Source organism: Leptolyngbya sp. FACHB-1624, assembly GCF_047649235.1.
GTDB lineage: Bacteria > Cyanobacteriota > Cyanobacteriia > Leptolyngbyales > Leptolyngbyaceae > Leptolyngbya > Leptolyngbya boryana.
The window spans coordinates 3649496-3673332 of the sequence record NZ_CP180258.1; the positions used below are offsets into that span (position 1 = coordinate 3649496).

Here is a 23837-nt window from a genome sequence, read left to right on the forward strand (position 1 = left end):
GATTCAATTAAAACTGCTCCTCTTTGGTTGAGGGGCGGTTTTTTTATGGAAATCACGATCGACGCCATTAGTCGAAGAATCAGTCAACGAGCAAAATCTACACGGTATCGACATAATTCTAGGTAGAGTGTAATGATATGCTGTTGCATAGAGCACTATGTTTTATTTCATCAAGGTGATCATCTACAACTCTCATATCACTCGGATGAATCACACTTATGAAAATTTCACCTAACTTTCGAGCACTCAGTCTGAATGCTGCCGCAACGATCGTCGCCTTGGGTTTCAGTCTCAGCGCTGGAACCGCAGCATTCGCGCAATCCAAACTAACCATCTCTGTTCCAGAGTTTAAGAATGAGACAAATTGGTGGTGGTGGCGCGGTTCGACAGCTCGTGAGCTAGCTGACGCACTCAGTAATGAATTAAGTTCGACTGGAAAGTTTACGGTTGTTGAGCGTCAGAAACTTGGAGCCGTTCTTTCAGAGCAGGAATTAGCAGAGCTTGGATTAGTCCGTCGAGGGACTGAAGCCAAGAGAGGACAGTTGACGGGATCGCAGTATATTGTCGTCGGTCAAGTGACTTCTTATGAAGAAGGAGTTGCTGAAGAATCGACCGGGGGCAGAGTCGGCGGAATTAATATTGGTGGCATCCGATTAGGCGGAGGAGCACGCCAAGAAAAGCAACAAGCTTACATTGCAGTTGATCTGCGGGTTGTAGATTCGACAACAGGCGAAGTTGTCCATTCTCGAACCATTGAAGGTCGCGCAACTTCAGAAGCGGGAGGGGGCGATTTGGGTGTGAGTATTGGTGGCGTGAGTTTGGGTGGCGATCGCTCCCAGGCAAAACGTGCGCCGGTTGGGAAAGCACTGCGTGCTGCCTTGATCGAAGCAACAGATTATTTAAGTTGCGTAATGGTTGAGAAAGGTTCTTGCATTGCGAAATATGAGGCGAAAGATCAAAATCGTCGGGAAAGAACGCGAGGCGTTTTGGATTTGGATGAATAGATGAGATAAAAGCATCGATCGCTTTGAGATCGAGGAATTGAGGAGATAGGGAATAATCTGAGCCTAGATTCTCCCCATCTCCCACTCGCAAAACTCATGCGGTAAACTATTCGGCTGGGGTATTGCGATCGCACATCAGATAAACCGCCCAAATCGCCATTGCTCTTAAATAGTGACTCGCTCGGAATGTTCCTGCGGCGGTAATCGCTTCTGGGGTTCTGAACTGCAAGCCATGATCATAAACTTGCTGAACAACTGATTCTGTAATCGCCCAGGCTTCAGACTTCATGCCCATTCGCATCAAGAAAGCAGCTAAGCCAAAATTAATTCCTGTCCAGACTTCAAGGGGATGGGTTGCATTCGGATTTTCAGGAGAGCCATCAGGTCGAACCCCATTGGCTGCGCCGATCGTACGTTCCACATTCATCTTCTGATTGAATTTCACGAAGCAAGCATCGTAGATCGTTTTGAGCGCAGACTCGGTGCATTCGGTTGGCACAACGTCCGGCAGATTTAACAACTTCGCATAGAACTGTCCACAGAGTTGATCGGCCATGACGACATCTGAGCCACTCTCACTATCTAAGCGGTAGTAAGTTCCATTCCAAAGTTTCTCTTGATAAATTGGACGAGATTGAGCGAGCCATTCTTGGTAGAGTTCGACCGGACGATCGAGAATTTTGCCAATTGCGATCGCGCTTTCCAGTGCCGCAATCCACAAACCTCCACAGTAAGCACTGACTCCTTGTAATCGCCAATCGTCAAAGGTTTGATCGGGTGCGCCAGAGTTTTCAGGAATGCCATCATTATCGAGATCGAACTGTTTGAGATAGAGAAGTGTTTCAGCGATCGCATCCCAGCATTCAGCTAAAAATTCGACATCGGTTGCGCCTGTGAGCAAGTAATCTCGATAAACTTGCAGCACAAAGTCAGAGCCTAAATCCTTCCACAAGTTGCAATCTTGATAAGCGGTATAGTTCGTTTTCTCCCATACATGCTCATTCGGTGCGCCCAAATCATGTGGAGTTGCGCCTTTTACTTTGCGCAGTGCCATCGGACTCTCGGAACCGATCGTGTAATAGTAACCAATCACGCGGGTGCGATCGTCTTGTGCTGGAATGGCTCTCGCGAAAGCTAGCATGACGGATTTCTCTAACTTCTCCCAAAGCATGAGCAATCCAAACGAGCCATACAGCCGAACATCTAAGCTCTCATACCAGCGATAATCAATGCACTCGAGTACAGCAAACTGTCCAACGGGATCGCGCTCGTCCGCAGCACTCCACAATGTTCCACCTTGAGTCAGATCATAGAGTTCGTTGAACAATGCCATTTTGAACCAATCCGGGAGATCGGCTCGATCGAGAATCGGTTGCTGCCAAGCCTGGATCTTTTCTTGCCACGATTTTAGATGCTTCAAAGCCGTTCGAGCGATCGACCAAGCATTCTGACCACTCCGCCCAAAGAAATCGGTGTAGCGTCGGAAATACTCGACTCCTTGAGCAAATTCGGTGACTGGAAAATCCCAACTGAGAACAAAAGGAATTTGTAGAGTTTGACCAGGTTTCAAAGTAAAGCGCACTGCGATCGCACTGCCGAGCGTTTCTCCGTTTGAAAGGGTTTCGTCGTCTCGATCTCGAAGCGATCCATCTTGCGAGAAGCTTTGCCAAAGTTCTGAAGTTTCAAGCCAGCGAGTATCGTAAAAGACTTCCCAGAGATAAGGATTGAGATTCGTTGCGATCGCCCATTGTCCGTCGCCTTCAGTCGGTTGTTCAAAAGCGCGAGACATGACGATCGCCAATTGATTCTCGTTACCCGTTAGCTGATTGAAATTGCCTGCGCTTTCCCGCATTCGAGGCTGATATTCATACACGGGGCTACCATCATCTCTGAGGCGAATTTCCGGTGATTTCAATGCATTGGTAAACCAACCGACCATATTCTGCCAGGTCAGCATAATACTGAGCGTGATCGGCTGATCCGTTGGATTGTGTGCTGTCCATTGAAAGACAGCAACGGGATAGCTCGTTTCTTGATAGTTCTGAGCAATGATCGGTGAGAACTGTTCACACGTTAGCTGCGCTTGAAACACATTCTCGTACTGGAACCAGCTCCGCGGATACAAAGCTGAATAAGTTCCACCATTTTCAGGATATGAATTTTCTACACTCTGATCCGTGGTCAACCGATAAGCCTGAACGGTTTCTCCGACCTGTTCAAACACGCTAAATTGACACGCTGGCATCGACTCAAACACATGCTCGCCGCCATCAATATGCCAAAGATTAAAATCTCCTTTCGATGATCGCCCAATACATCCGGCTCCGAATCCTCCCAACGGTGCGCCATGCCAAGCCCCATCATCCAAATTACTCGGATAGCGTACGGTGTAGGGCTTTTCCCATCCTTTTCCAATCGGACGCTTCCAAGCGCAATTCGGGATCTGAGAAGATTGAGTCATTGTTAAATTTGGCGATCGGCAATGCTCAATATACTACGATCGAGCAACTTCGCCCTGTGAATCCAATGTCCGAAATTCCATCGCTGTCAGAGTTAGAGTTTCTTCCCTACGTTGATCAAGCTGGTCAATTGCTAGAACAGTTTCAAGGCAAAATCGGCATCTATGCAATTTTTGATCAAGAGAAAAACCTGAAATTTGTTGGGTTCTCGCGAGATGTCTTCTTAAGTCTTAGACAGCATTTGGTGAGGTGTCCACGGGAGTGCTATTGGGTGAAAGTCAGTTTAATCGATCGACCAAATCGCACAATTTTAGAAACGACTCGCGCCGCTTGGATTGAAGAAAATGGTTCACCACTCAGCGATGAATCACAGTGGACACAGCCGATTCAGGTAAAAGAATTCATGACTGCTCAAGAGCGATCGACCTTTGAAAGCGCGATCGATGAACTCTCTCAAATGAAAGCATTAAAAAACGTTGCCCGCCGAGTGGAGTCGGAGATCATGACGCAACTCAAAGCGCGCAACGTTCAAGCTGAGATTCGATTTAATCCGAAGCTGAAAGAAGAAGGATTATTGGATTTGAAATAAGCTAATCAGCTTGCACTCTTGCAAGAACTCGATCGCTTCTATAAGCTTCATTTCCTAAACACGTTCGAGTGTTGCAATCATTGCATACCGTGAGACGATCGCAACGTGTAAACCTTAAGCTAGACCGTGAGCGATCGCGAAAGTGATAGATTTCCACCCTTGTTAGAGGTAAAAAAGTTGACATGGAAACGAATGAAGAATCGACCTCACTCAAACGAGTGTTTGGGCTACCTGCCTTAGTGATCTATGGAGTCGGTGACATCTTGGGGGCGGGAATTTACGCCGTGATTGGAGATATCACGAAACCTTCGGCTTCACTGGTTTGGGTTTCATTTATCATTGCCCTCGTCGTTGCTGCTTTTACGGCTTTGAGCTATGCCGAGTTAGGAGGACGATTGCCAAAGTGTGGAGGGGTCGCGCATTTTGTCCAGCAAGCTTTTCGGATTGACTGGCTTTCGACATTAGTTGGCTGGGTCATGTTTTGTACCTGCATTGTCTCAATGGCAACGATTTCCAAGGCATTTGCTGGCTATCTGATGGCTTCGATCCCGGTCTTGCCCGAGTGGTTTCTGGTCATTCTTCTGTTTGCAGCACTGGGCTATGTCAATTTTCGAGGCATGAAAGAATCCTCGTTACTGAACTTGGTGTGTACCGCGATCGAGACTTCAGGACTCTTGATCGTGATTCTACTTGCCAGCATTTATATATTCGGAGGTGCAGCAACAACGGCTCCAGTTGTGGCGATTCAACCTGAAACAGGCTGGACAGGAATTATCGGAGGAGCGTCGATCGCGTTCTATGCGTTCATTGGCTTTGAGGACATTGTGAATGTCGCTGAAGAGGTCAAAAATCCTGAGCGGAATGTGCCAAGAGCAATTGTTTTGTCCTTGGCAATCGCGGGAGTCATTTATATTGCGATCGCTTGGCTGGCTGTGAATGTGCTGAGTCCTACAGATTTAGCTGGCTCAAAAGCGCCTTTGCTTGATGTCGTCACTCGCGCTCAGCCAAGTTTCCCGAAGTTGATTTTCACATTCATTCCTCTGTTTGCTGTGATGAATACAGCATTGCTGAACTTTGTGACTGCGTCGCGATTAGTTTTTGGGATGGCTCGCGAGGGCTTAATTCCGACCTGGGCAGGTAAATTACATCCTGAACGAGCAACACCTTATCGAGCAATTTTGGTGATTTTAGCGATCGTGATTGTGATTGCTCTAGCTGGCACACGAGAACTGCTAGCAGGAACAACCGCAACGCTGATTCTCATTATGTTTGTTCTGACCAATCTTTCTCTGCTAGTGATTAAGCGCCGAGAGCCTATCATTTCTGGGTTTCAGGTTCCGCTGATCGTTCCTGCGATCGCAGTTTTACTCAATCTTTTGCTCATTGCCTATGCACAGCAAAAGAGCCATATTTTCGCATTGGGCTTTATCACAGTTGGCGCATTGCTGATTTTGCTTCAGAATACTTTGAAGAAGCAGCAGTTGACCTAATTTTGCTCTGCTAGCCAAACTTCTAAATCGGTTTGAGAAGAGAAGTTTAGAAGCGCGATCGCTAAGTTTCCAAGTTGCTCCAGGTTGAGTGTGGAAATGCGATCGCGTTCTTGTTGCGAGAGTGAACCGATTTTTTGCTCCAGCATACGGAGAATCAGCGATCGTTGCCCTTGTAAAAGTCCTTGTGTGAGTCCTCGTTCTTCTCCTTCTTGAAGGATTTCTTGATAGATTACGGATTCTCGCATCATGTCCTCCCGAAATAGGCGGTGGATTCTATCTTTATCGTACTTTAGACCTGCCATAAGCTGCACATACGACGAAACCTCGCGCCGTTCCTCGGTTTCAGGAATTTCTGCAACTTGTTGGACAATATGATCGAGCAGTTGATCTGGATTTTGAGTTCGAGTCAGGGCAGCAAAAGGCAGCAGAACTGGATCGTGTAGAAATGGGTCTGGGTCTTGCTCCCACATTTTTATAACTTGAAATTCATGGCGAGTTGATTCCTCTTCAAAGAAATTCTCGATCGTCATTCCTTCACTCGGCGGCAACAGCACAATCACGATTTGAGTAATGGAGGATCGATACAACCGATACAGCCGCACCCAGTAATCTAGTAACCGAAAAGGGATGGGCGGATCAGATGTCCAAATAGTCTGGAACTCTAGATGAAGAATGCGATCGCTCGTTTTCAGAAATGTCACCGAGTCTGCTCGAATGGGTTCGATGCTCAGTTCGGTTTTGAGAACTTCGATCGTGCTTGTCACTTCTTCGCCGAGTAACCAAGCTGCAAATCGCTCCGGGTGCTTTTCCGCTAACAGCTTACAAAGATTGTCGAAGCTCATACATATGTATCAAAACCTTTGTGTAGTGTATCAGGTTCGCGATCGTGCATCCATCACAGCAAAGGATAAAAGCGATCGCTAGAGTTCCCCAATCTCTACTTTTCGCTTTGTAGAATAAATCTGATTGTTTCAAGGCTCTGATCGATGTTTCGGAATTTCTGGCGCAAGAGTGGCGATTGTTCTAAGGCTGAAGTCGAACATTCTCCGTCTCAAAGTTCCTCGGTTGACTATGAAATGGTGTTGTTTGCCTTGCTGGATGAGGTGGAACGGCGATCGGAGTTTAGTCGGGGATGGATTCGGGGATTTTTGGAACTGCGAGGGTGACGCGGGAGGCGTTGGCAGAATGGTTGCGTGGATTTGGAGAACGGTTGCAGAGTGGGGAAGAGCATCAGGAATTAGGGGAACGGTTGTTGAGGTTGGGGCGATTGGATGAAGGTGAATTGTGCCGAGTCGCAGGATTGATTGGGGGTCGGTTGGAGCGAGATCCTCAGGCTCCGAAAGATGAAGCGGAGGCTTGGTGGAACCGAGGAAATGAGTGTTACCGTGCAGGGGATTTTGAGGGTGCGATCTCAAGCTATGACAAAGTGCTCAACACTAAACCGGATCTTCCCGAAATTTGGATCATTCGTGGCATTGCATTCGATCATCTAGGACGATACGAAGATGCAATCGCAAGCTTTGATAAAGTACTCGACATCAAGCCGGATTATCATACAGCTTGGCTCATTCGCGGCGATTCACTCCATAATCTAGGACGAGACGAAGAGGCGGTCGCAAGCTTTGATAAAGCCCTCGACATCAACCCGGATTATCAAACTTGGTACAATCGCGGTATTTCACTCCACAATCTAGGACGGAACGAAGAGGCGGTCGCAAGCTTTGATAAAGCCCTCGACATCGAATCGGATTCTCATGCAGCTTGGCACAATCGCGGCATCTCACTTGATAATCTAGGACGGCATGAAGATGCGATGGCAAGTCTTGACAAAGCCCTCGACATCAAATCTGACCTTCACGAAGCTTGGTTCAATCGCGGCATTTTACTCCATAATCTGGATCAGTACGAAGATGCGATGGCAAGCCTTGATAAAGCCCTCGACATCAACCCGGATTATTATGCAGCTTGGCACAGTCGCGGTATTTCGCTCCATGATCTAGGACGGTACGAAGAGGCGATCACAAGCTTTGATAAAGCCCTCGACATCAACCCGGATTATTATGCAGCTTGGACGAGTCGTGGCAATTCACTCAATATTCTAGACCGGTACGAAGAGGCGATCACAAGCCTTGATAAAGCCCTCGACATCAAATCTGACCTTTACGAAGCTTGGTTCAATCGCGGCATTTCACTTGATAATCTAGGACGGCACGAAGAGGCGATCTCGAACTATGATCAAGGACTTACCTGCGTTCTAAAGGAAGCTAACCCTGAAGGATGGGGGAACCTTCAGCGTGGAAAAGGTAACATCTACTTCTACCAAGCGCAGAACAGTCAAAATATTCGAACTAGCAAAATCTACTACAGTCAAGCAGTCACTGTTTATAACACTGCAAGACAGACGTTAGAATCATTTCCGAGGTTCTATTTAGAACTCATTCAAAACCTTATTACAACTTATATTGGCTTAGGCGATTCCGAAACTGCTGATCAATGGCGTATCAAAGGATTAGAAGTTTTTCGGCAATTGCTTAATGCCCAATCGACACCATTACAAAAGCGCAATCTTGAAACAAAGTTCTCAAGCTTTAGCCGCATTGCTATCGATCGCCTACTAGCTCAAGGCGAAACTATCGTCGCTCTCGAAACCGCAGAACGCTACAAAAATCGCTGTCTCACTTGGATTCTCGACGAATGGAAAGAACAAGTCATCAGCCCAAGCTATGCCGAAATACTTCAACTGCTCGATCCACAAACCGCGATCGTTTACTGGCATTTCAGCGATGAGTCCCTCACCACCTTTATCCTTACCCCAACTTCAGAAGACCCGATCGTTCTAGAAAATCCGCTCCCCTACGATCGAGCAAAAAAACTACAATCCTGGATCAAATCCTGGAACACTCAATACAACGACTATCGCACTAAGAAAGCCAATCAAGCTGATCATTCTTGGCGCAAAGCTCTATCAACCCAGCTGACAAAGCTCAAAGAACTTCTGCAAATTCAAACGATCGAATCTCACCTCCCAAACATTCAAAACCTCATTCTCCTGCCCCATCGAGATTTGCATCGTTTTCCCCTTCACGCTCTTTTCTCAGAAAGTTTGACCATTAGCTATCTTCCTAGCATCCAAATTGGCTTGAATCTGAAATCGAGATCCAGCGATCGCACTTCTTTCCTTCTCAATGTTGAAGACCCTAATCGCGGCAATTCAATGCCTTTCGCCCAACTCGAATCAGTGATTTTGAAAACCATGTTCGCCCCAAATGCCGTCTCGATTCCGCCAGAAAAGAGCGATCGCGCAACCGTCGAATCCGCTCTCAAAACACATCACGGCATCTTTCATTTCACAGGACACGCCAACTATAACGATCGCAAACCTGAAAACTCCGAACTCGCACTCAAAAACTCAGACACGCTCACAGCCAAGGGAATCAGTAGTTTAGATCTGAAAAACTATCATCTCGTCAGCCTCTCCGCTTGCGAAACTGCGCTAAATGGGACTCAATCGATCGATACCGAATACGTCGGCTTAACCAGCGCCTTTCTCCAAGCCGGAGTTCCACACGTCATCAGCACCCTTTGGACAGTCGAAGAAGCCTCAAACGCCTATCTGATGATCCGGTTCTACCAATTTTGGCAGGCGGGTCAAGAAAGCGCGATCGCACTTCGATCCGCCCAAAACTGGCTCCGTACCTGCTCAAATTCCACACTCGCCCAATGGCTCAAAGACTTGCTCCCCAAAACGGAAAGCGATCCCGGCGCTCAAGAATATCTTCGGAGTTGTATTCAAAGCATTGAATGTAAAATAGACGAAACAGACCCGCCGTATCGCGATCCTTATTACTGGGCAGCCTTTACCCATACTGGACTATGACGATCGCTAATGCCTTCGATGCTTTTACCTTTCAAGCCTTTTCTCTGGCACTCCTTCAGCTAGACCCCTCTCGCTTGGAAGCCCTGCAACCCACGCTACAAAGCATTAGCGACCTCGCCAGCCGTCAACCTCAATCCGCTGTAAATCAAATCCGGCAACTTCTCGATCAAGATTCCGAACTCAAATCTATTTACGACTCAGAATACGATCGCCTCGCACAGTCCTACCAAACCCAAGAACGTGCCAAAGGATTTTTCGATTCACCGACCAGTGAGGCAACTCTAACTTGGGACGCTCTCGCATTCCCCATTCTGCAATCGACAGATCCCATCGAAACAGCTAAAAATCTGCTCAAGCGAACAAAATCTAAGCAGACAGCAAACACTCAGCCTTACCTCAATTCTTTGCAACGCACGATCGCCACAGTCGAGCAAACCGAAATCAAAATCCTCAAAGCGATCGAGCAGCGCCCCATTGCAATCGAAGATTTAGTCTATGTAGTTGGACTCCCTATCAATCAGGTATCGAGTATTATCCAAAATCTCTGGAAACGCGGATACATCGATCGCGCTACCAGTAGTTTTATCTCGATGCTATTTCCCCAACGCAAGAAAGCACAGCAACTTGATCCACAGATTCCACTCGCTTTAACCTCAACAGGCTATTTCTTCCTGCATCCAATTATCACAGCCAGTCCATCTGAGGCATTGAATCGATGAATTGGCTGCAATCTTGGGAACCGTACATTGCGATCGCGCTCCTGACTGGACTAATCAATCTCCCCATCTCCATCAAAAAACTACTGAATAAGTGCCAATCTCTTCCCTTCTTCAAACCACTCAGCACGATCGCATTTTGGTGGTGGATTTTGGTGAATTTAGCTCTACCTGCAACCGTTTTCTGGCTTCTCTATTCAATTCCCACTAAACCAACCGTCAACGCAGATCTCGTAACCAAAGCAATTACGTTTGGCTTGATCTTCACGGCTTTTGCCAATGCTCGTGTCGATACTGGCTTTTTTGGAGTCGATATCGAGAAGTTTTACAAATATCTCACTCAATTTACCTACGATCGCATCGCGGCCAGCCAAACCAGAGAAACTGCTGCATTTTGGACAGATTTTGAAGCCGATCTGAACCAAAATCAGCCTGATATCAGCGAAGGTCTGAACTATCTAGAAAACTATTTTCAAAATGATGTTTCTCTCGACGAAATCGCAAAACAGGATTACCAGAAACGTCTCGATCGAGTTCGTCAAATGACGGTCAAATCTGAACAAACAAAAGCGATTCGGACTCTTATTGCAATCCGACGACGCGATTTACCCGAAGTATTAAAGCGCTTCAGATGTAGCACTGCCTTCTTAAACAAATATCTATCCAAACTTCCAAAGCAGTAGCATTTTGCATCTATCGATTTCCAATCACTCCACAAGAAATCACAACCAACAAAAAAGGAGCCTCTCGCAAGAGACTCCCAAAATCATCAGAATCGAACGAGTGACTATTTAACCGTCACTTTACCGCCAGCTTCTTCGATTTGTTTCTTGATGTCTTCAGCCTCAGCCTTAGCAACACCTTCTTTGATTGCTTTCGGCGCAGCTTCTACGAGGTCTTTTGCTTCCTTCAGACCCAAGCCAGTGATACCGCGAACAACTTTGAGAACGGCGATCTTCTTATCAGCAGGAACTTCTTCCAAGACTGCATCAAATTCGGTCTTCTCTTCGACTTCTTCAGCCGCAGCACCGCCGCCAGCACCCGGAGCCATCATCATCATGCCACCTGCGGGAGCAGCAGCACTTACACCAAAAACTTCTTCGATTTGTTTAACCAGCTCAGAAGCTTCGAGCAGGGTCAAACCTTTCAACTTCTCTACAATTTCATCGGTTACAGCAGACATGGACTAACTCCTAAATCAATTGAAATTTGCCAAGCAGATTACTACGCTGCTTCTTTTTCGGACACCTGTTTGATCGCTCTTGCCAAACCAGACGGTACTTCGTTGATACCCACTGCCAGCTTGGTTGCGACACCGTTGATAGCACCAGCAATCTGTGCAATGAGCTGTTCCTTAGAAGGTAGATCTGCAATCGCTTTAAGATCCGCTTCTTTGAGAACTTTGCCATCCATCACACCGCCGCGCATCTCGGTCTTTTTGGATGCCTTTTGGAACTCTTGATATGCTTTGATCGCACCACCAAGGTCGTCCTTGACCATCACAAACGCGGAATCACCTTTCAGTAATTCGCTCACCGCTTGCCAGCGATCGTCACCTTCGGTCGCTTTCTCCATAAACGTGTTCTTTGTCACCTGACAAATCGCACCTTTCGGACGCAAACGATTCCGTAAATCCGAAATCTCCGCAACAGTCAAACCACTGTAGTTAATGATGAACATCAACTGTGATTCGCTGAGCGTTTCTTTCAGACCTGCAACAATCTCTTTCTTGTTTGCTAACGTTCTTCCCACTCTTTCTCACCTCCTGGTTTGGGACGAATGAGAATATCCAAAAACAAAAAACTCGACCTTGAGTTAAAGCCGAGTTCGCATGATTTCTAAAGAACACTCGAAAGCGTCTGAAAAAATCAAACCTCGGCAGGACATTAAGGCTTTAACCACCTGCTGTCTTTGGTTTGGATATTCAGTTGAAAAACTTTTGTCTAAGCAGCGTCTCCAACCTTGAGGTCACGCAGTGCGTTGATATCGACCTCAATGGACGGACCCATCGTTGACGACACGTACATTGTACGCCAATAGCGTCCTTTTGCACCAGCAGGACGATTTCGATCGATCGTTTCTTGCAGGGCTTTCAGGTTCGTCAACAAATCTTCTGCGGAAAAGCCTGCTTTACCAAATAGAACGTGGACGATCCCAGTCCGATCTGCCCGGAATTCAAGCTTACCTGCTTTGAATTCAGCGATCGCTTGCGGCAGATCAAAGGTCACCGTACCACCTTTCGGCGAAGGCATCAAACCACGTGGACCTAGCACACGACCAAGTTTTGCAACTTGAGGCATGACATCGGGAGTTGCAATCAACAGATCAAAGTCCATCCGTCCTTTCTGGATTTCATCGATCAGTTCTTCAGAACCTGCAATATCCGCGCCTGCGTTCGTTGCTTCCGTTACTTTTTCACCACGAGCAATGACCGCGACTCGGATTTCTTGACCCGTTCCTTTCGGCAGTGCAACGGTGGTTCTCAGCTGTTGGTCAGTGTACTTGGGATCGATACCAAGGCGAATGTGCGCCTCAGCAGATTCAGGAAATTTCGCAGTTGCTGTTTCTTTCAGCAATTGCAAGGCTTCAAGCGGCGCATAAGCCTTGTCTTGAACCTTTGCACGCAGTTCTCTGGTGCGCTTTGATAGTTTCTTTACCATGTGTCTCCTGGGGTAAATGGCGAGAAAATCTCTCCCCCGAAAAATTGAACTAGTCGGTGATGGTTACGCCCATGTTACGAGCGGTTCCAGCGATGATTTTCTTAGCTGCTTCAATGTCGTTTGCATTGAGGTCAGGCATTTTGGTCTTCGCGATATCTTCGAGTTGAGCTTGAGTAATCTTGCCAACTTTCTTTTTGTTCGGTTCGCCTGAGCCTGTTTCGATTCCGGCTGCTTTTGCAATCAGCTTCGAGGCAGGAGGGGTTTTGAGAATGAACGTGAAGCTACGGTCTTCGTAAACAGAGATTTCTACAGGTACAACCATCCCTGCTTGGTCAGCAGTTCTCGCATTGTATTCCTTGCAGAACATCATGATATTGACCCCGTGCTGACCCAGTGCAGGTCCGATCGGGGGTGCAGGATTCGCCTTGCCAGCGTTGATCGCCAGCTTGATCACTGCGGTTACTTTTTTTGCCATCGATCTTGACTTTCTGAAAGCCGATTAAATTTTCTGCACTTGGTTCACTTCTAGTTCTACCGGGGTTTCACGCCCAAAGATAGATAGAAGTGCTTTGAGCTTGTTCCGCTCAGGGCTGAGTTCGATGACTTCGCCTTCAAAGTCTTTAAATGGACCTGAAAGCACCGTAATCTTATCGCCCATCGCCATGTCAATTTTTCTGACAGGCTCCTGCTCTTGGGACTGTTTGAAGATGCGTTCCACTTCTCCATGCCCCAATGGCATTGGTTTGACGTGACCTCTGCCTCGTCCGTAGCGCCGTTTTTGCTCCGCGCCGACGAAGTTAATCACGTTGGGGGTGTTCTTAATTACCTGCCACGTTTCGTCATCCATCACCATTTTGACGAGGACATAGCCTGGGAAAACTTTCTCAGCCGATTCCTTGGCTCGTCCGTCTTTTTGGTGCTTGAGAATGGGCGTTTCAGGAATTTGAACTTCCAAAATCCGGTTCACAACATCGAGCGTCTCGATCCGTTGCTCTAAATTCATTTTGACGCGCTTTTCACAGCCTGATGCGACTTGGACAGCATACCATCGAGCACCTTTGGCTAGCTCTGCCTCCAAGTTTTCTTCGGAGCGATCGTCGTACTGCGTTTCGTCTGAGGTAAATGTCATCCGAATACTCTCACTTGTGCCCAATGAAAGAACTGATCAACAAAGTAAATCAAGCTAGCAGAGAGCGTGACCATCAAAATCACAGAAAGCGATTCTCCAATCAGTTGCTGACGGCTAGGCCACACAACTTTGTCGAGTTCTTCCTTCGTTTCTTTTGCGAACTCGTTCGGATTAAATCCTGATTTTTGCTCCAAAGCTGACTCGCCTTTCTTTGCCACTGCTCTGCTCCATTGTTCGACCGAACTTTTATGATAATGATTTTTGTCGATCGCGGCACACTACCGAAAAAATCCTATTACATGCAAAATCAGAGTAATTCAGCGCGCCCTGGAGGACTTGAACCCCCGACATCAGGTTTTGGAGACCTGCGTTCTACCAACTGAACTAAGAGCGCATATGCTGAACGACTCTGAATTGCGTTCTTTATCTAGTCTACCAGGTGTTGTGCATTCTAGCTAAAAAAACCGAGTGCACTTTAACTACTAGACCAAGGGACGATCGAAACGCTGCTTCAAGCGGGTCGCCTTACCAACGCGATCGCGCAGATAGTACAACTTAGCCCGACGCACTTTCGCCCGACGCATGATTTTGATGCTTTCAATTCGTGGGGAGTGAACCAGGAAGACCCGTTCCACACCTACGCCTTGGAAAACCCGACGTACAGTGATGCTCTGGGTAAGACCTGCACTACCTTTTGCGATCACAACGCCTTCATACGGCTGCGTCCGTTCCTTATCGCCCTCTTGAATGATTACGCCGACGCGAACCGTATCCCCAATGTAAATCGTTGGGAGATTGTCTTTTATTTGTTCCGCTTCAATTGAGCGGATGATTTCTTGCGCGTTCATAAAGGGCTTGCAAAACTCACAATCGCGTATCTTAGCGCGTGATCGTGCACTTTGTCTAGAGGAAGATTCAAGAAAGTTGTTGAATTCTTAAGTCTCGCTTAAATTCCGCCCGTCATCCTCCTAGAGGGGATTGAATTCTCAGAGATAGGTCAATTTTACTGAGGGTTCATCCCCGACCTCCACAAAGTTTGTCCTAAGCATTTCTTCTCATCCGAGAATGTCGTATTGGAGATAGGCAAATATGGTTTTTGTTTCGACTCAGCTTGCCCTGCATATTCCAGATGGCTTTCTGAATTTACCGATTACGTTAATAACTTGGGTGTGTGCATTCGCGTTAATTGCTATTAGTCTTAAACAAGTTCAAGCAGATTATCAAGAGCGGGCTGTGCCTTTGATGGGCGTTTGCGCTGCTTTTATTTTTGCAGCTCAGATGATTAATTTCCCGATTCCAGGCGGCACTTCAGGACACTTGCTCGGTGGAACATTAGCGGGTGTGTTACTGGGTCCTTGGGCGGGATCGCTCGTGATGTCGGTCGTGTTTATCGTACAGGCGTTTCTGTTTCAAGACGGCGGGGTGACTGCACTCGGCGCAAATATCTTCAATATGGGGTTGATTGGAACATTTGGCGGGTATTACCTTTACCGCACCATTCGCTACATGATGGGGAGAGATTCCTTGAAAGGGGTTTTGACCGGAAGCGCGATCGCGAGTTGGACAAGTGTGGTTGTGGCTGCAATCATCTGTGCAGTTCAGCTTGCAATTTCTGGAACAGTTCCGTTACCAGTTGCATTATCAGCGATGACATTTTGGCATGTCATGATTGGAATCGGGGAAGCGATCATTACGGTGATTGCTGTGAGCTATATTTTTAAGACTCGTCCAGATTTGATTTATAAAGCGCCAAGATTGGGAGCTTTGGAACCGGATCGTTCTTATTCTTCACGGTAATTTAGGGGGTAGTATGACTCAAGTTTCACAGACTCGAAATCGAGCGTTTGTGATTTCGGGATTGGGAGTTGCGCTGTTGGTTGCAGTGCTTTTGTCGCCGTTTGCCAGTTCTGATCCAGATGGACTCGATCGCGTTGCTCAGGATCAAGGGTTTGAGCAAAAGGCAGCAGAGGAGCCGATCGCGCATAAGTTGCCGTTTTATCAAGTGTTTGAGGAGTATCAGTTGCGAGGAGTTCCAGAACAAATTTCGACTCCTGCGGCGGGATTGATCGGAACATTAGTGACCTTTGGATTGGCATGGGGTGCAGGGAAGGTTTTGATTCGCGATCGCTAGGCGAGAAGTAATTGCTGCGTTCTCATGACCTTTAGCCTCCTAAAATTCCTGACTCTGGGAACTTAGGGGGCGATTCTAACTATTTTCAACAGAGATCCACACTTGTCTAGGAGATCTCAATGATCCTGTTACACCTGGGTGCAATGCACCTTGTGGAAGCTGAAAAAAATCAAACGCTTTGGCATCGGTTGACTCCAAAGTCGCGGTTACTGTGCACCTTACTTTTAGTCTTTGCGATCGCGCTTACCCCCAATGGTCGCTGGCTGACTTGGGCAGTTTATGCAGGTGCAGTCGGGCTGATTATGCTTTTGAGTCGTGTTCGATTATGGGTCTTATTCAGGCGCGTTGCCGTTGAATTTGTTTTTATTGGTGTGGTTCTGCTCGGAACCTTGTTTCGAGACGGCGGGCACACCCTATTTCGATGGGGTTGGATACAAATTACAACTGAAGGCTTAACCGTTTTAGGGAGTGTCTCACTTAAAGCGTTCTTATCATTACTGATATTGAATACTTTAATTCTAACGACCTCGGTTCCAGCATTGCTTCATGCATTAACTGCACTGAAAATGCCACCGTTGCTTGTCGCAATTCTCGCATCCATGTATCGCTATATTGCAGTGCTGATCGATGAGTTTCATTCGATGCAGAAAGCAGCACGATCGCGGAATTTAATGGGAAATCCCAAGCGCCAACGCATCATCGTTGGCAATATGTTTGGCTCGCTGTTCATTCGCACCTATGAGCGAGGAGAACGAGTCCATCAAGCGATGCTCGCGAGAGGATATCAAGGTCTTCCTCCACTGGCAGAAACTCAGTCCGGAGGTAGGGGCGATATTCTAGCACTCACAATTATGATCTCGGTTCTTTTGTTCGGACAAGCAATTACTTTTCATGCACCATAATCCGATTGAAATCTATAACCTTTCCTACTGCTATCCAGATGGCAATCGCGCACTGAATGGAATTACGATTTCAATTGGTGCGACTGAGCGAGTTGCGCTTGTGGGGGCAAATGGTTCAGGCAAATCGACGCTCTTAATGCACTTTAATGGATTGATCACACCGCAAGTGGGACAGGTCATTGTGGGTGAGCTTCCGGTTGAGCCTCAGTATCTTAAGCAGATTCGCAATTTTGTTGGCATTGTGTTTCAGAATCCAGATGATCAGCTATTCATGCCAACGGTTTGGGAAGATGTGACCTTTGGACCTCTAAATCAAGAGATTCACGGGCAGGAATTAATCGATCGAGCAACCGCCGCGATGAACTGTGTGGGACTTGATCCGGAGCTGTTTGGGTCGAGAAGCGCGAATGGTTTATCAGGCGGAGAGAAAAAGCGAGTTGCGATCGCGGGTGTTCTTGCGATGCAGCCGCAAGTTCTCGTGTTAGATGAACCGTCAGCGCAGTTAGATCCGCGATCGCGAAGACAACTGATCGAATTGCTCGATAGCTTGCCTCTGACACAGTTGATTGCGACGCATGATTTAGATTTGGCGTTGGAACTGTGTAAGCGCACGATCGTACTCAGTAAGGGTCGAGTGGTTTACGATGGTTCAACTGAGAAAGTCATGAGTGATCCTGACCTGCTTGCTCAACATGCACTAGAGCCACCTTTAAGCTATAGTCGCCCTTACTGCCAGCTAGAGGATCTTAAATAAGACCTTTGGCTAGATTTTTCGATTTCGACTGCAAAGCTTTTTGCTGAGTCCAGTACTGCATCTCACTGACTGAATATTGAGGCTACGCCAATATAGCTACGACGAAAGTACATATCCGATTTTTTCACGAAAAAATGCGGAAGAAATAAAATCACAACAACCGCTTGAATAGGGCAGCCATTGATTCAAGTCGGTGATTCTGTGATGACAATTCAAATGAGTAGAAGAATTCGATCCTCGAACACGAAAAAGCGAGCATCATTCAGGTCATGCAGACTTGGATTAGGCACTGTAGCGCTTACAGCTACGCTGAGCCTTAGCCCATCAAAAGCAGCAGTGGCGTTGTCCTACAATCCAACTGGAGTATTCTTTGCAAACACTGGAGTGCCCACCAGTGATCTAGCACTGACAAGCACTGGTGAAATACTTGCAACAAGTTATGATGGCGGTTGGATTCGACGCTACGACAGCAGCGGAGGCTTGCTGTCCCAATTTGGAACAAATTTGAACGGTCCTTGGGGAATTGCAGCAGACAGCACGGGTACAATTTTCGCTGCTAACTTTAATGCTAATGAGTTGCAGCGTTACAACAGTAGTGGAGTGCTACTAGGAAGTACTCCATTCAATGAGCCTGGGGGTATCGCGATCGAGAGCAGTGGAAATGTGTTGGTTTCAAGTTACTCTGCCCCTTCTATCGGTAGATTCAGCAGCACAGGAACTTTCCTGGGCACGTTTACCACATCGAATCTAAGCAATCCACTTGGAATAGCAATCAATAGTGCGACTGGAGAGGTTCTTGTTGCAAACCGAGGATCTGACTCAATCACACGATACGACAGTGCCGGGGTGTTTCAATCAACATTGGTATCAGGCTTACCTGGAGTTATTGATGTCGTTATTGACAGTACAGGGGATGTCTTAGTATCAACCGCTACTTCTGTACAGCGATTTAACGGGGCTGGTGTTTTGCAGCAAACACTTATCCCATTGGGAACAGGAGAGATTGAAGGACTTACTTTGGATGGTACTGGTTCGCTCTTGGCAGGGCAGCGAGATGGTACGATTACTCGCTTTACTGCAATTCCAGTGCCATTTGCGTTCTGCCCACTCTGGGGATTTTTGCCTCTGGGGATTCGTCGTCTCAAGCAGCAATTCTCAAAGCTGCGAAGTCGCTCATCGGCGCAGGAGTCGAGTTTTTAGGAACTTAATATTCTGGCACTCAGAATTATGATCGCGATTCTTTTGTTCGGACAGGCACTTTATTTTCAAGCACCATAACCTGAGTTATGGTGCTTGATGAACCGTCCGCACAGTTAGATCCGCGATCGCGGATCTAACTGTGCGAATTGCTCGATAGCTTGCCTCTGACGCAGTTGATTGCAACGCATGACTTAGATTTGGCGTTGGAACTGTGTAAGCGCACGATCGTTTTGAGTAAAGGGCGAGTCGTTTATGATGGCCCGACTGAGAAGGTCATGAGCGATCCTGATTTACTCGCTGAACACGCTCTGGAGCCACCGTTAAGCTACAGTCGCCCTTACTGTCAGTTAGAACATAACCCAGTCTAGAGAAGGGCTTGAATGTCTTTTTCGATTTCCTCTGGTTTGGTTGTAGACGGATAGCGTTTGACGACCTTCCCAGCGCGATCGATTAAGAATTTCGTGAAGTTCCACTTGATTCCTTCAGTTCCAAAAATGCCCGGTGCAGATTTGGTCAAATACTTAAACAGCGGATGAGCATTGCTGCCATTGACATCGACTTTTTCAAACAAGGGGAATGTCACGCCAAAGCGAGTTTCACAGAAGGATTGAATTTCACTTGCGGTTCCCGGTTCTTGTTGCCCGAACTGATTACAGGGAAATCCTAAAACTGCAAATCCTTGATTCTCAAACTTATTGTAAATCGATTGTAAGCCTTGATACTGTGGCGTAAATCCACATTGACTTGCAGTATTCACGATCAGCAAGACTTTATCTTTGAACGTGCTGAGTGAAACGGGCTGACCTTCTAAGCTATTGGCTGAGAAGTCATAAATTGAAGATGCTTGAGCAGTCATAATTTCAAGGTTTAGAACGACACTACCTTGATCTTACAGGGAGATGGGGAGTGGGGAGATGGGGAAATACACACCTCTACTCCCCACTCCCCACTTTTGGCACTACGGTTTCACTTTCCCGATCGTTGCCAATTTCCCATCATCCTTGACCGTCCAAACATCATAAGAACCAACCACATCGCCTGCTGCATCAATATCGACATCACCACTTGCACCCTGGTAATTGATATCTTTGCCCTCTTTCAGCAATGCCAGACCCTTACAAACATCAGTTACTTCTTCTCCAGGTGCATTCGTGACTTCGCGGAGTTTATCTTTCATCGCTTCACCGCTATTCGACTTCGCTGCCTGTGCCGCTAAAGCTAGAATCGCTGCTGCATCCCAAGCATGAGCCGCATACGCAACTAACGGGCGCTTCTGCTTCTCTTCCCACAATTTAGTAAACGCATCTAAACTCTTGCCACTTGCCCCTGGAACCGTTCCTAACGCACCAGTCAAAATCGATTTTCCGTCTTGCCCTTTGCCAACTTTATCCACAAAATCTTGAGAATAAACGCCATCCGTCAAGAGAAACTGCGATCGTTTACCCTGCTCATACGCCGATTTGACAATCAAGCTTCCTGTATCCGCATAGAGAACAGCGGCGACAGCTTTCGGATTCCCGGCAAAGGCAGCAGCAGCTTCGGTTTCAACCGTTGTTGCTTTCGGATCATAGCGAGTGGGTCTTGCCTTGTTCAGAACTTTGCCGCCTTGCGATTCAAACGCTTTAACAAACTCCTGTTCAAAGCCAACGCCATAATCGTTATTAATCACGATCGTGCCTGCCGTATCCAATTTGCGCTCGGTCGCCAGTCTGGCTAATGCCTGAGCTTGATAGGTATCAGGGGGAGCCGTTCTTGCCCAATAGCCTTGATATTTACCTTCTTTAGCAGCTTGGGTAAAGACGGGGCTAGTACTTCCTGGTGAAATCAAGACGACTTTATTACGAACCGCGATCGGTAAAGCGGCAGTCGAAACACTACTGGCAAACGAACCGACAACGCCTGCAACTCTCTCTTTCTCAGCAAGGCGGGTCATCCCTTCTGCACCTGCGGCGGGATCAGTTTGATCATCGACACTCACGAGCGTCATCGGCTCACCATTCACACCCCCACAGGCATTGACCGTATCAACCAGCATCGGCACTGAAGCGACCATTTGCTGTCCGACAGACGCAAGATCCCCCGTTGAAGGTAGGAGTGAACCAATCTTGAGACCTTTAGCAGGGGTAGAATTTCCAGACGTTGCTCCTTGACCTTGAGATGTGGGCGGGGCGGATTCTTGGCAGGCAGCCGCCAGAATTCCAACCGTGAGAGTGACGGCAGCGAGGGATAAAGCGCGTCCAAGTTTCAGACGGTTTGAGGAAATCAGGTTGCTCATTGATACAATTCAACTCCTAATCGATGAAGCCGATTGTAAACCCAAGTCTTCCAATATTCAGTTTTCTTTACTGAAATTCGTGGATTGATCCAATAACCACCACAATTCTCCTTGAGGCTGAATCAGCCGCGCTGGATAAGTATCCGTATCAGCTTGATCGGCGAAAATCTGAGTGAGTGCGTGGTGTTTGTTTGAACCTGCGACCATGAAAATGACGGTGCGGGCTGCGTTGATCAGCGGCACTGTGAACGTAATGCGAGGATTGCCGTCTTTGTTGCCCACGGTGATGAGGCGATCGCAGACCTGTAACGCCTGAGTATGCGGAAACAGAGAAGCCGTATGAGCATCATCGCCAATACCAAGCAAAATCACATCAAATGCAGGGAATTCTCCCGGTTTTGAGTTGAAGAATTTTTTGACTTCTGCTTCGTGGCGATCGGCTGCGATCGTCGGATCAATCGCATCCATCTGCATCGGATGAATATTCTCCGCCGGAATCGGGACGTGATTGAGCCATGCCAGTCTTGCCATACGTTGATTACTATCCGGATGATCGGCAGGAACATAGCGTTCATCGCCCCAAAAGACGTGCAATTTTTCCCAAGGCAAGTCTTGTTGAGCGAGTTTTTCGTAGAGTGGTTTGGGTGTGCTGCCGCCTGCAAGCGCGATCGTTGCAATATTCCGTTCGGCGATCGCGCTTTTTAATTTCTCTAAAACAAGTTCGAGAGCACGATCGACTAAAGCAGGGACATCAGACAAAACTTCAATCTGTGGGTTCATAGCGGATTTGTAATACTGCACTCATCAGAATAAGAGAGGATTTATGATTTCTCTGCTGTCTTTAGCTGGACTTTATGTCTCATATCGTTGTCAAAGACCTCAGCAAGACTTTTTACTTATCTGAACGAACGTCTGGACTCTGGGGATCAGTGCGGAGACTGTTCGATCGAAAAACGAAAGCAGTTCAAGCCTTAAAAGGTATTTCGTTCTCGGTTGAGCCAGGAGAACTTGTGGGATACATCGGTCCAAATGGCGCGGGCAAATCGACCACGATTAAGATTTTGAGCGGTATTCTCGTGCCTTCAGGTGGCACTTGTTTGATTGGAGGGCGGACTCCTTGGAAAGATCGCATTCAGCATGTGGGGCGGATTGGCGTTGTCTTTGGTCAGCGCACTCAGCTTTGGTGGGATTTGCCCGTGATCGAATCGTTTGAATTGCTGCGAGATATCTATCGTGTGCCTGAATCGGTTTATCGATCGACCTGCGCGGAAATGATCGAACTCTTGAACTTAGAAAGCCTGCTGAATACTCCCGTGCGGCAATTGAGTCTAGGGCAAAGAATGCGCTGTGATTTTGCGGCAGCAATGTTGCATCGACCAGATATTCTCTTTCTCGATGAACCGACGATCGGACTCGATGCAGTTTCAAAACTATCAGTACGGAAATTCATCAAATCCTTGAATCAAGCGCATCAAGTCACAACCATTCTCACAACTCATGACATGGATGATATTGAAGCCCTCTGCGATCGCGTCATCATCATCGGCAATGGTGAGATTCTCTGTGATGGGTCGCTGGCAAAACTGCGATCGCAAGTTTCATCACGTCGCTATCTCAAGATTGACCTCAAAACCGATCAGTTTCAATTTGAAGCTTCAGGAGTCAGTGTTTTAAATCAAGAAGGTCATACGATCACACTCGCTTTTGATCCGTTGCAAATCTCTGCTGCGACTTTGATTCAGAAAATCACAGAGCGCTATGAGGTTGAGGATTTATTTGTTGAGAATCCACCGATCGAGGAGATTGTCGCTGAACTGTATGGAGGTGCAAGATGAATGCTTATCGATCGCTCTTTGTTGCCCGATTTTCCCTGTTACTTCAATATCGCGCCGCAGCTTTAGCTGGAATTGGCACTCAGTTTTTCTGGGGATTGCTCAAAGTCATGGTGCTAGAAGCGTTTTTTCAGCAATCGACGACAGCTCAACCGATCACATTTCAAGAAACTTTAGGATATATCTGGCTCGGACAGGCTTTCTTATTTGCAATCGTGCCTTGGTCGGGCGATCGCGAAATTCAAGAACTGATTCGCTCTGGAGCAGTCGGGTATGATTTGCTGCGCCCGACAGATTTATATAACTTCTGGCTCACTCGCGCTTTAGCCATGCGAACCGCTCCGATCGTGCTGCGTGCCTTGCCTTTACTCATCCTGACAATGGTGCTATTCCCGCAAATTGGACTGGCTGAATGGGCATTAGCTCCGCCTCCTTCGGTTGCATCTTTGGGTGCTTTCTTGCTGACTTTCATGGGAGCAATTCTACTTTCTGCGGCTCTCACCATGCTGCTGACCGTTTCAATGATGTGGACACTTTCTGGAGAGGGACTGAATCAAATGGCTCCAACTTTAGTCACCATCTTGTCGGGCATGATTGTGCCATTGCCCTTGTTTCCAGATTGGTTCAAGCCCATTTTGGCAATTCTGCCCTTTTCTGGTTTGCTCGATAAGCCCTTTCGCCTGTTTACAGGCAATCTACCGCCCGAAGCACTGCTCAATGTTTTGCTTCATCAGACCGTTTGGATTGTTGTGCTCATCGGATTAGGGCGATTTCTCGTCAGTCGAGGCGTGAATCGACTGATTATCCAAGGAGGCTAGA

27 protein-coding genes, 1 tRNA gene and 1 other annotated feature are annotated in these 23837 nt (G+C 47.3%); of the genes, 15 read left to right on the forward strand and 13 right to left on the reverse strand.

Annotated elements, in window-relative coordinates:
* Positions 1-218: 218 nt before the first annotated feature.
* The gene (locus ACMUEV_RS17145; RefSeq protein ID WP_017287870.1) at positions 219-1004 is read left to right on the forward strand and encodes a CsgG/HfaB family protein; all 786 of its coding nucleotides are present in this window, start codon (positions 219-221) and stop codon (positions 1002-1004) included.
* A 106-nt stretch (positions 1005-1110) separates the two neighbouring features.
* On the opposite strand, the gene ACMUEV_RS17150 is transcribed toward ACMUEV_RS17145, so the two are convergent.
* Positions 1111-3465 carry a GH116 family glycosyl hydrolase gene (locus ACMUEV_RS17150; RefSeq protein WP_190649796.1) on the reverse strand — a complete coding sequence of 785 codons (2355 nt, stop codon included), beginning with the start codon at positions 3463-3465 and terminating at the stop codon, positions 1111-1113.
* Here ACMUEV_RS17150 and ACMUEV_RS17155 point away from each other — a divergent pair.
* Together ACMUEV_RS17155 and ACMUEV_RS17160 are read left to right on the forward strand one after the other, a co-directional pair.
* On the forward strand, positions 3465-4052 hold the full coding sequence (locus tag ACMUEV_RS17155; protein ID WP_017287868.1) for a GIY-YIG nuclease family protein: 588 nt from the start codon (positions 3465-3467) through the stop codon (positions 4050-4052). The genes ACMUEV_RS17150 and ACMUEV_RS17155 overlap by 1 nt on opposite strands.
* 182 nt (positions 4053-4234) lie before the next feature.
* The gene (locus tag ACMUEV_RS17160) at positions 4235-5542 is read left to right on the forward strand and encodes an APC family permease (RefSeq protein WP_190649797.1); all 1308 of its coding nucleotides are present in this window, start codon (positions 4235-4237) and stop codon (positions 5540-5542) included.
* Here the strand turns inward: ACMUEV_RS17160 and ACMUEV_RS17165 are convergent.
* Positions 5539-6384 carry a DUF4351 domain-containing protein gene (locus tag ACMUEV_RS17165; protein ID WP_190649798.1) on the reverse strand — a complete coding sequence of 282 codons (846 nt, stop codon included), beginning with the start codon at positions 6382-6384 and terminating at the stop codon, positions 5539-5541. The genes ACMUEV_RS17160 and ACMUEV_RS17165 overlap by 4 nt on opposite strands.
* A gap of 144 nt (positions 6385-6528) precedes the next feature.
* Between ACMUEV_RS17165 and ACMUEV_RS17170 the strand changes: the two genes are divergently transcribed.
* The 4 genes from ACMUEV_RS17170 to ACMUEV_RS17185 are packed head-to-tail and all read left to right on the forward strand — an operon-like array spanning position 6529 to position 10818.
* On the forward strand, positions 6529-6708 hold the full coding sequence (locus ACMUEV_RS17170) for a hypothetical protein (protein ID WP_190649799.1): 180 nt from the start codon (positions 6529-6531) through the stop codon (positions 6706-6708).
* A complete protein-coding gene (locus ACMUEV_RS17175) occupies positions 6675-9419 on the forward strand; it encodes a CHAT domain-containing protein (protein ID WP_190649800.1) in 2745 nt (914 codons plus the stop codon). Before ACMUEV_RS17170 ends, ACMUEV_RS17175 begins: the two co-directional genes overlap by 34 nt.
* Positions 9416-10138, forward strand: coding sequence for a hypothetical protein (locus ACMUEV_RS17180; protein WP_190649802.1), 723 nt, complete (start codon positions 9416-9418; stop codon positions 10136-10138). The genes ACMUEV_RS17175 and ACMUEV_RS17180 overlap by 4 nt, the downstream gene beginning before the upstream one ends.
* Complete coding sequence (locus ACMUEV_RS17185; RefSeq protein WP_017287863.1) at positions 10135-10818, forward strand: hypothetical protein; 684 nt, start codon at positions 10135-10137, stop codon at positions 10816-10818. Before ACMUEV_RS17180 ends, ACMUEV_RS17185 begins: the two co-directional genes overlap by 4 nt.
* A gap of 104 nt (positions 10819-10922) precedes the next feature.
* Here ACMUEV_RS17185 and rplL read toward each other — a convergent pair whose 3' ends face one another.
* From rplL to rplS, 8 genes are all read right to left on the reverse strand, one after another.
* Complete coding sequence (rplL, locus tag ACMUEV_RS17190) at positions 10923-11318, reverse strand: 50S ribosomal protein L7/L12 (RefSeq protein ID WP_017287862.1); 396 nt, start codon at positions 11316-11318, stop codon at positions 10923-10925.
* A 41-nt stretch (positions 11319-11359) separates the two neighbouring features.
* Positions 11360-11887 carry a 50S ribosomal protein L10 gene (gene rplJ / locus ACMUEV_RS17195; protein ID WP_017287861.1) on the reverse strand — a complete coding sequence of 176 codons (528 nt, stop codon included), beginning with the start codon at positions 11885-11887 and terminating at the stop codon, positions 11360-11362.
* 35 nt (positions 11888-11922) lie between these two features.
* Positions 11923-12068, reverse strand: a sequence feature (ribosomal protein L10 leader region).
* Positions 12069-12078: 10 nt separating this feature from the next.
* Entirely contained in the window at positions 12079-12795 is a 717-nt protein-coding gene (gene rplA, locus ACMUEV_RS17200) for a 50S ribosomal protein L1 (RefSeq protein WP_017287860.1), read from the reverse strand.
* A gap of 49 nt (positions 12796-12844) precedes the next feature.
* Entirely contained in the window at positions 12845-13270 is a 426-nt protein-coding gene (gene rplK / locus ACMUEV_RS17205) for a 50S ribosomal protein L11 (protein ID WP_017287859.1), read from the reverse strand.
* A gap of 24 nt (positions 13271-13294) precedes the next feature.
* Entirely contained in the window at positions 13295-13924 is a 630-nt protein-coding gene (nusG, locus tag ACMUEV_RS17210; RefSeq protein ID WP_017287858.1) for a transcription termination/antitermination protein NusG, read from the reverse strand.
* Complete coding sequence (secE, locus tag ACMUEV_RS17215) at positions 13921-14142, reverse strand: preprotein translocase subunit SecE (protein ID WP_017287857.1); 222 nt, start codon at positions 14140-14142, stop codon at positions 13921-13923. The genes nusG and secE overlap by 4 nt, the downstream gene beginning before the upstream one ends.
* Before the next feature lie 103 nt (positions 14143-14245).
* Positions 14246-14318: transfer RNA gene (locus ACMUEV_RS17220), tRNA-Trp, on the reverse strand.
* A gap of 88 nt (positions 14319-14406) precedes the next feature.
* Positions 14407-14772 carry a 50S ribosomal protein L19 gene (gene rplS / locus ACMUEV_RS17225; RefSeq protein ID WP_017287856.1) on the reverse strand — a complete coding sequence of 122 codons (366 nt, stop codon included), beginning with the start codon at positions 14770-14772 and terminating at the stop codon, positions 14407-14409.
* A 241-nt stretch (positions 14773-15013) separates the two neighbouring features.
* Between rplS and cbiM the strand changes: the two genes are divergently transcribed.
* The 6 genes from cbiM to ACMUEV_RS17255 all read left to right on the forward strand — a co-directional run bounded on the left by cbiM (position 15014) and on the right by ACMUEV_RS17255 (position 19279).
* Positions 15014-15721 carry a cobalt transporter CbiM gene (gene cbiM, locus ACMUEV_RS17230; protein WP_190649804.1) on the forward strand — a complete coding sequence of 236 codons (708 nt, stop codon included), beginning with the start codon at positions 15014-15016 and terminating at the stop codon, positions 15719-15721.
* A gap of 13 nt (positions 15722-15734) precedes the next feature.
* The gene (locus tag ACMUEV_RS17235; RefSeq protein WP_190649806.1) at positions 15735-16055 is read left to right on the forward strand and encodes a PDGLE domain-containing protein; all 321 of its coding nucleotides are present in this window, start codon (positions 15735-15737) and stop codon (positions 16053-16055) included.
* Positions 16056-16174: 119 nt separating this feature from the next.
* Positions 16175-16957, forward strand: a complete 783-nt coding sequence (gene cbiQ, locus ACMUEV_RS17240) for a cobalt ECF transporter T component CbiQ (protein ID WP_017287853.1) — start codon at positions 16175-16177, stop codon at positions 16955-16957.
* Positions 16947-17711 carry an energy-coupling factor ABC transporter ATP-binding protein gene (locus ACMUEV_RS17245; RefSeq protein ID WP_190649808.1) on the forward strand — a complete coding sequence of 255 codons (765 nt, stop codon included), beginning with the start codon at positions 16947-16949 and terminating at the stop codon, positions 17709-17711. The genes cbiQ and ACMUEV_RS17245 overlap by 11 nt, the downstream gene beginning before the upstream one ends.
* 336 nt (positions 17712-18047) lie before the next feature.
* Positions 18048-18911, forward strand: a complete 864-nt coding sequence (locus tag ACMUEV_RS17250) for an NHL repeat-containing protein (RefSeq protein ID WP_190649810.1) — start codon at positions 18048-18050, stop codon at positions 18909-18911.
* A gap of 158 nt (positions 18912-19069) precedes the next feature.
* Positions 19070-19279 carry a hypothetical protein gene (locus tag ACMUEV_RS17255; protein ID WP_242044319.1) on the forward strand — a complete coding sequence of 70 codons (210 nt, stop codon included), beginning with the start codon at positions 19070-19072 and terminating at the stop codon, positions 19277-19279.
* Here ACMUEV_RS17255 and ACMUEV_RS17260 read toward each other — a convergent pair.
* From ACMUEV_RS17260 to pgl, 3 genes are all read right to left on the reverse strand, one after another.
* On the reverse strand, positions 19276-19767 hold the full coding sequence (locus ACMUEV_RS17260) for a glutathione peroxidase (protein ID WP_190649812.1): 492 nt from the start codon (positions 19765-19767) through the stop codon (positions 19276-19278). The two genes, ACMUEV_RS17255 and ACMUEV_RS17260, sit on opposite strands and share 4 nt — an antisense overlap.
* A gap of 102 nt (positions 19768-19869) precedes the next feature.
* On the reverse strand, positions 19870-21186 hold the full coding sequence (locus tag ACMUEV_RS17265; protein WP_017287848.1) for an ABC transporter substrate-binding protein: 1317 nt from the start codon (positions 21184-21186) through the stop codon (positions 19870-19872).
* Between the two features lie 57 nt (positions 21187-21243).
* A complete protein-coding gene (gene pgl, locus ACMUEV_RS17270; RefSeq protein ID WP_017287847.1) occupies positions 21244-21966 on the reverse strand; it encodes a 6-phosphogluconolactonase in 723 nt (240 codons plus the stop codon).
* A gap of 74 nt (positions 21967-22040) precedes the next feature.
* Here pgl and ACMUEV_RS17275 point away from each other — a divergent pair, with 74 nt between their 5' ends.
* The gene (locus ACMUEV_RS17275; RefSeq protein ID WP_190649814.1) at positions 22041-23021 is read left to right on the forward strand and encodes an ATP-binding cassette domain-containing protein; all 981 of its coding nucleotides are present in this window, start codon (positions 22041-22043) and stop codon (positions 23019-23021) included.
* The gene (locus ACMUEV_RS17280) at positions 23018-23836 is read left to right on the forward strand and encodes an ABC transporter permease (RefSeq protein ID WP_190649816.1); all 819 of its coding nucleotides are present in this window, start codon (positions 23018-23020) and stop codon (positions 23834-23836) included. Before ACMUEV_RS17275 ends, ACMUEV_RS17280 begins: the two co-directional genes overlap by 4 nt.
* The last annotated feature ends 1 nt before the right edge of the window (position 23837 follow it).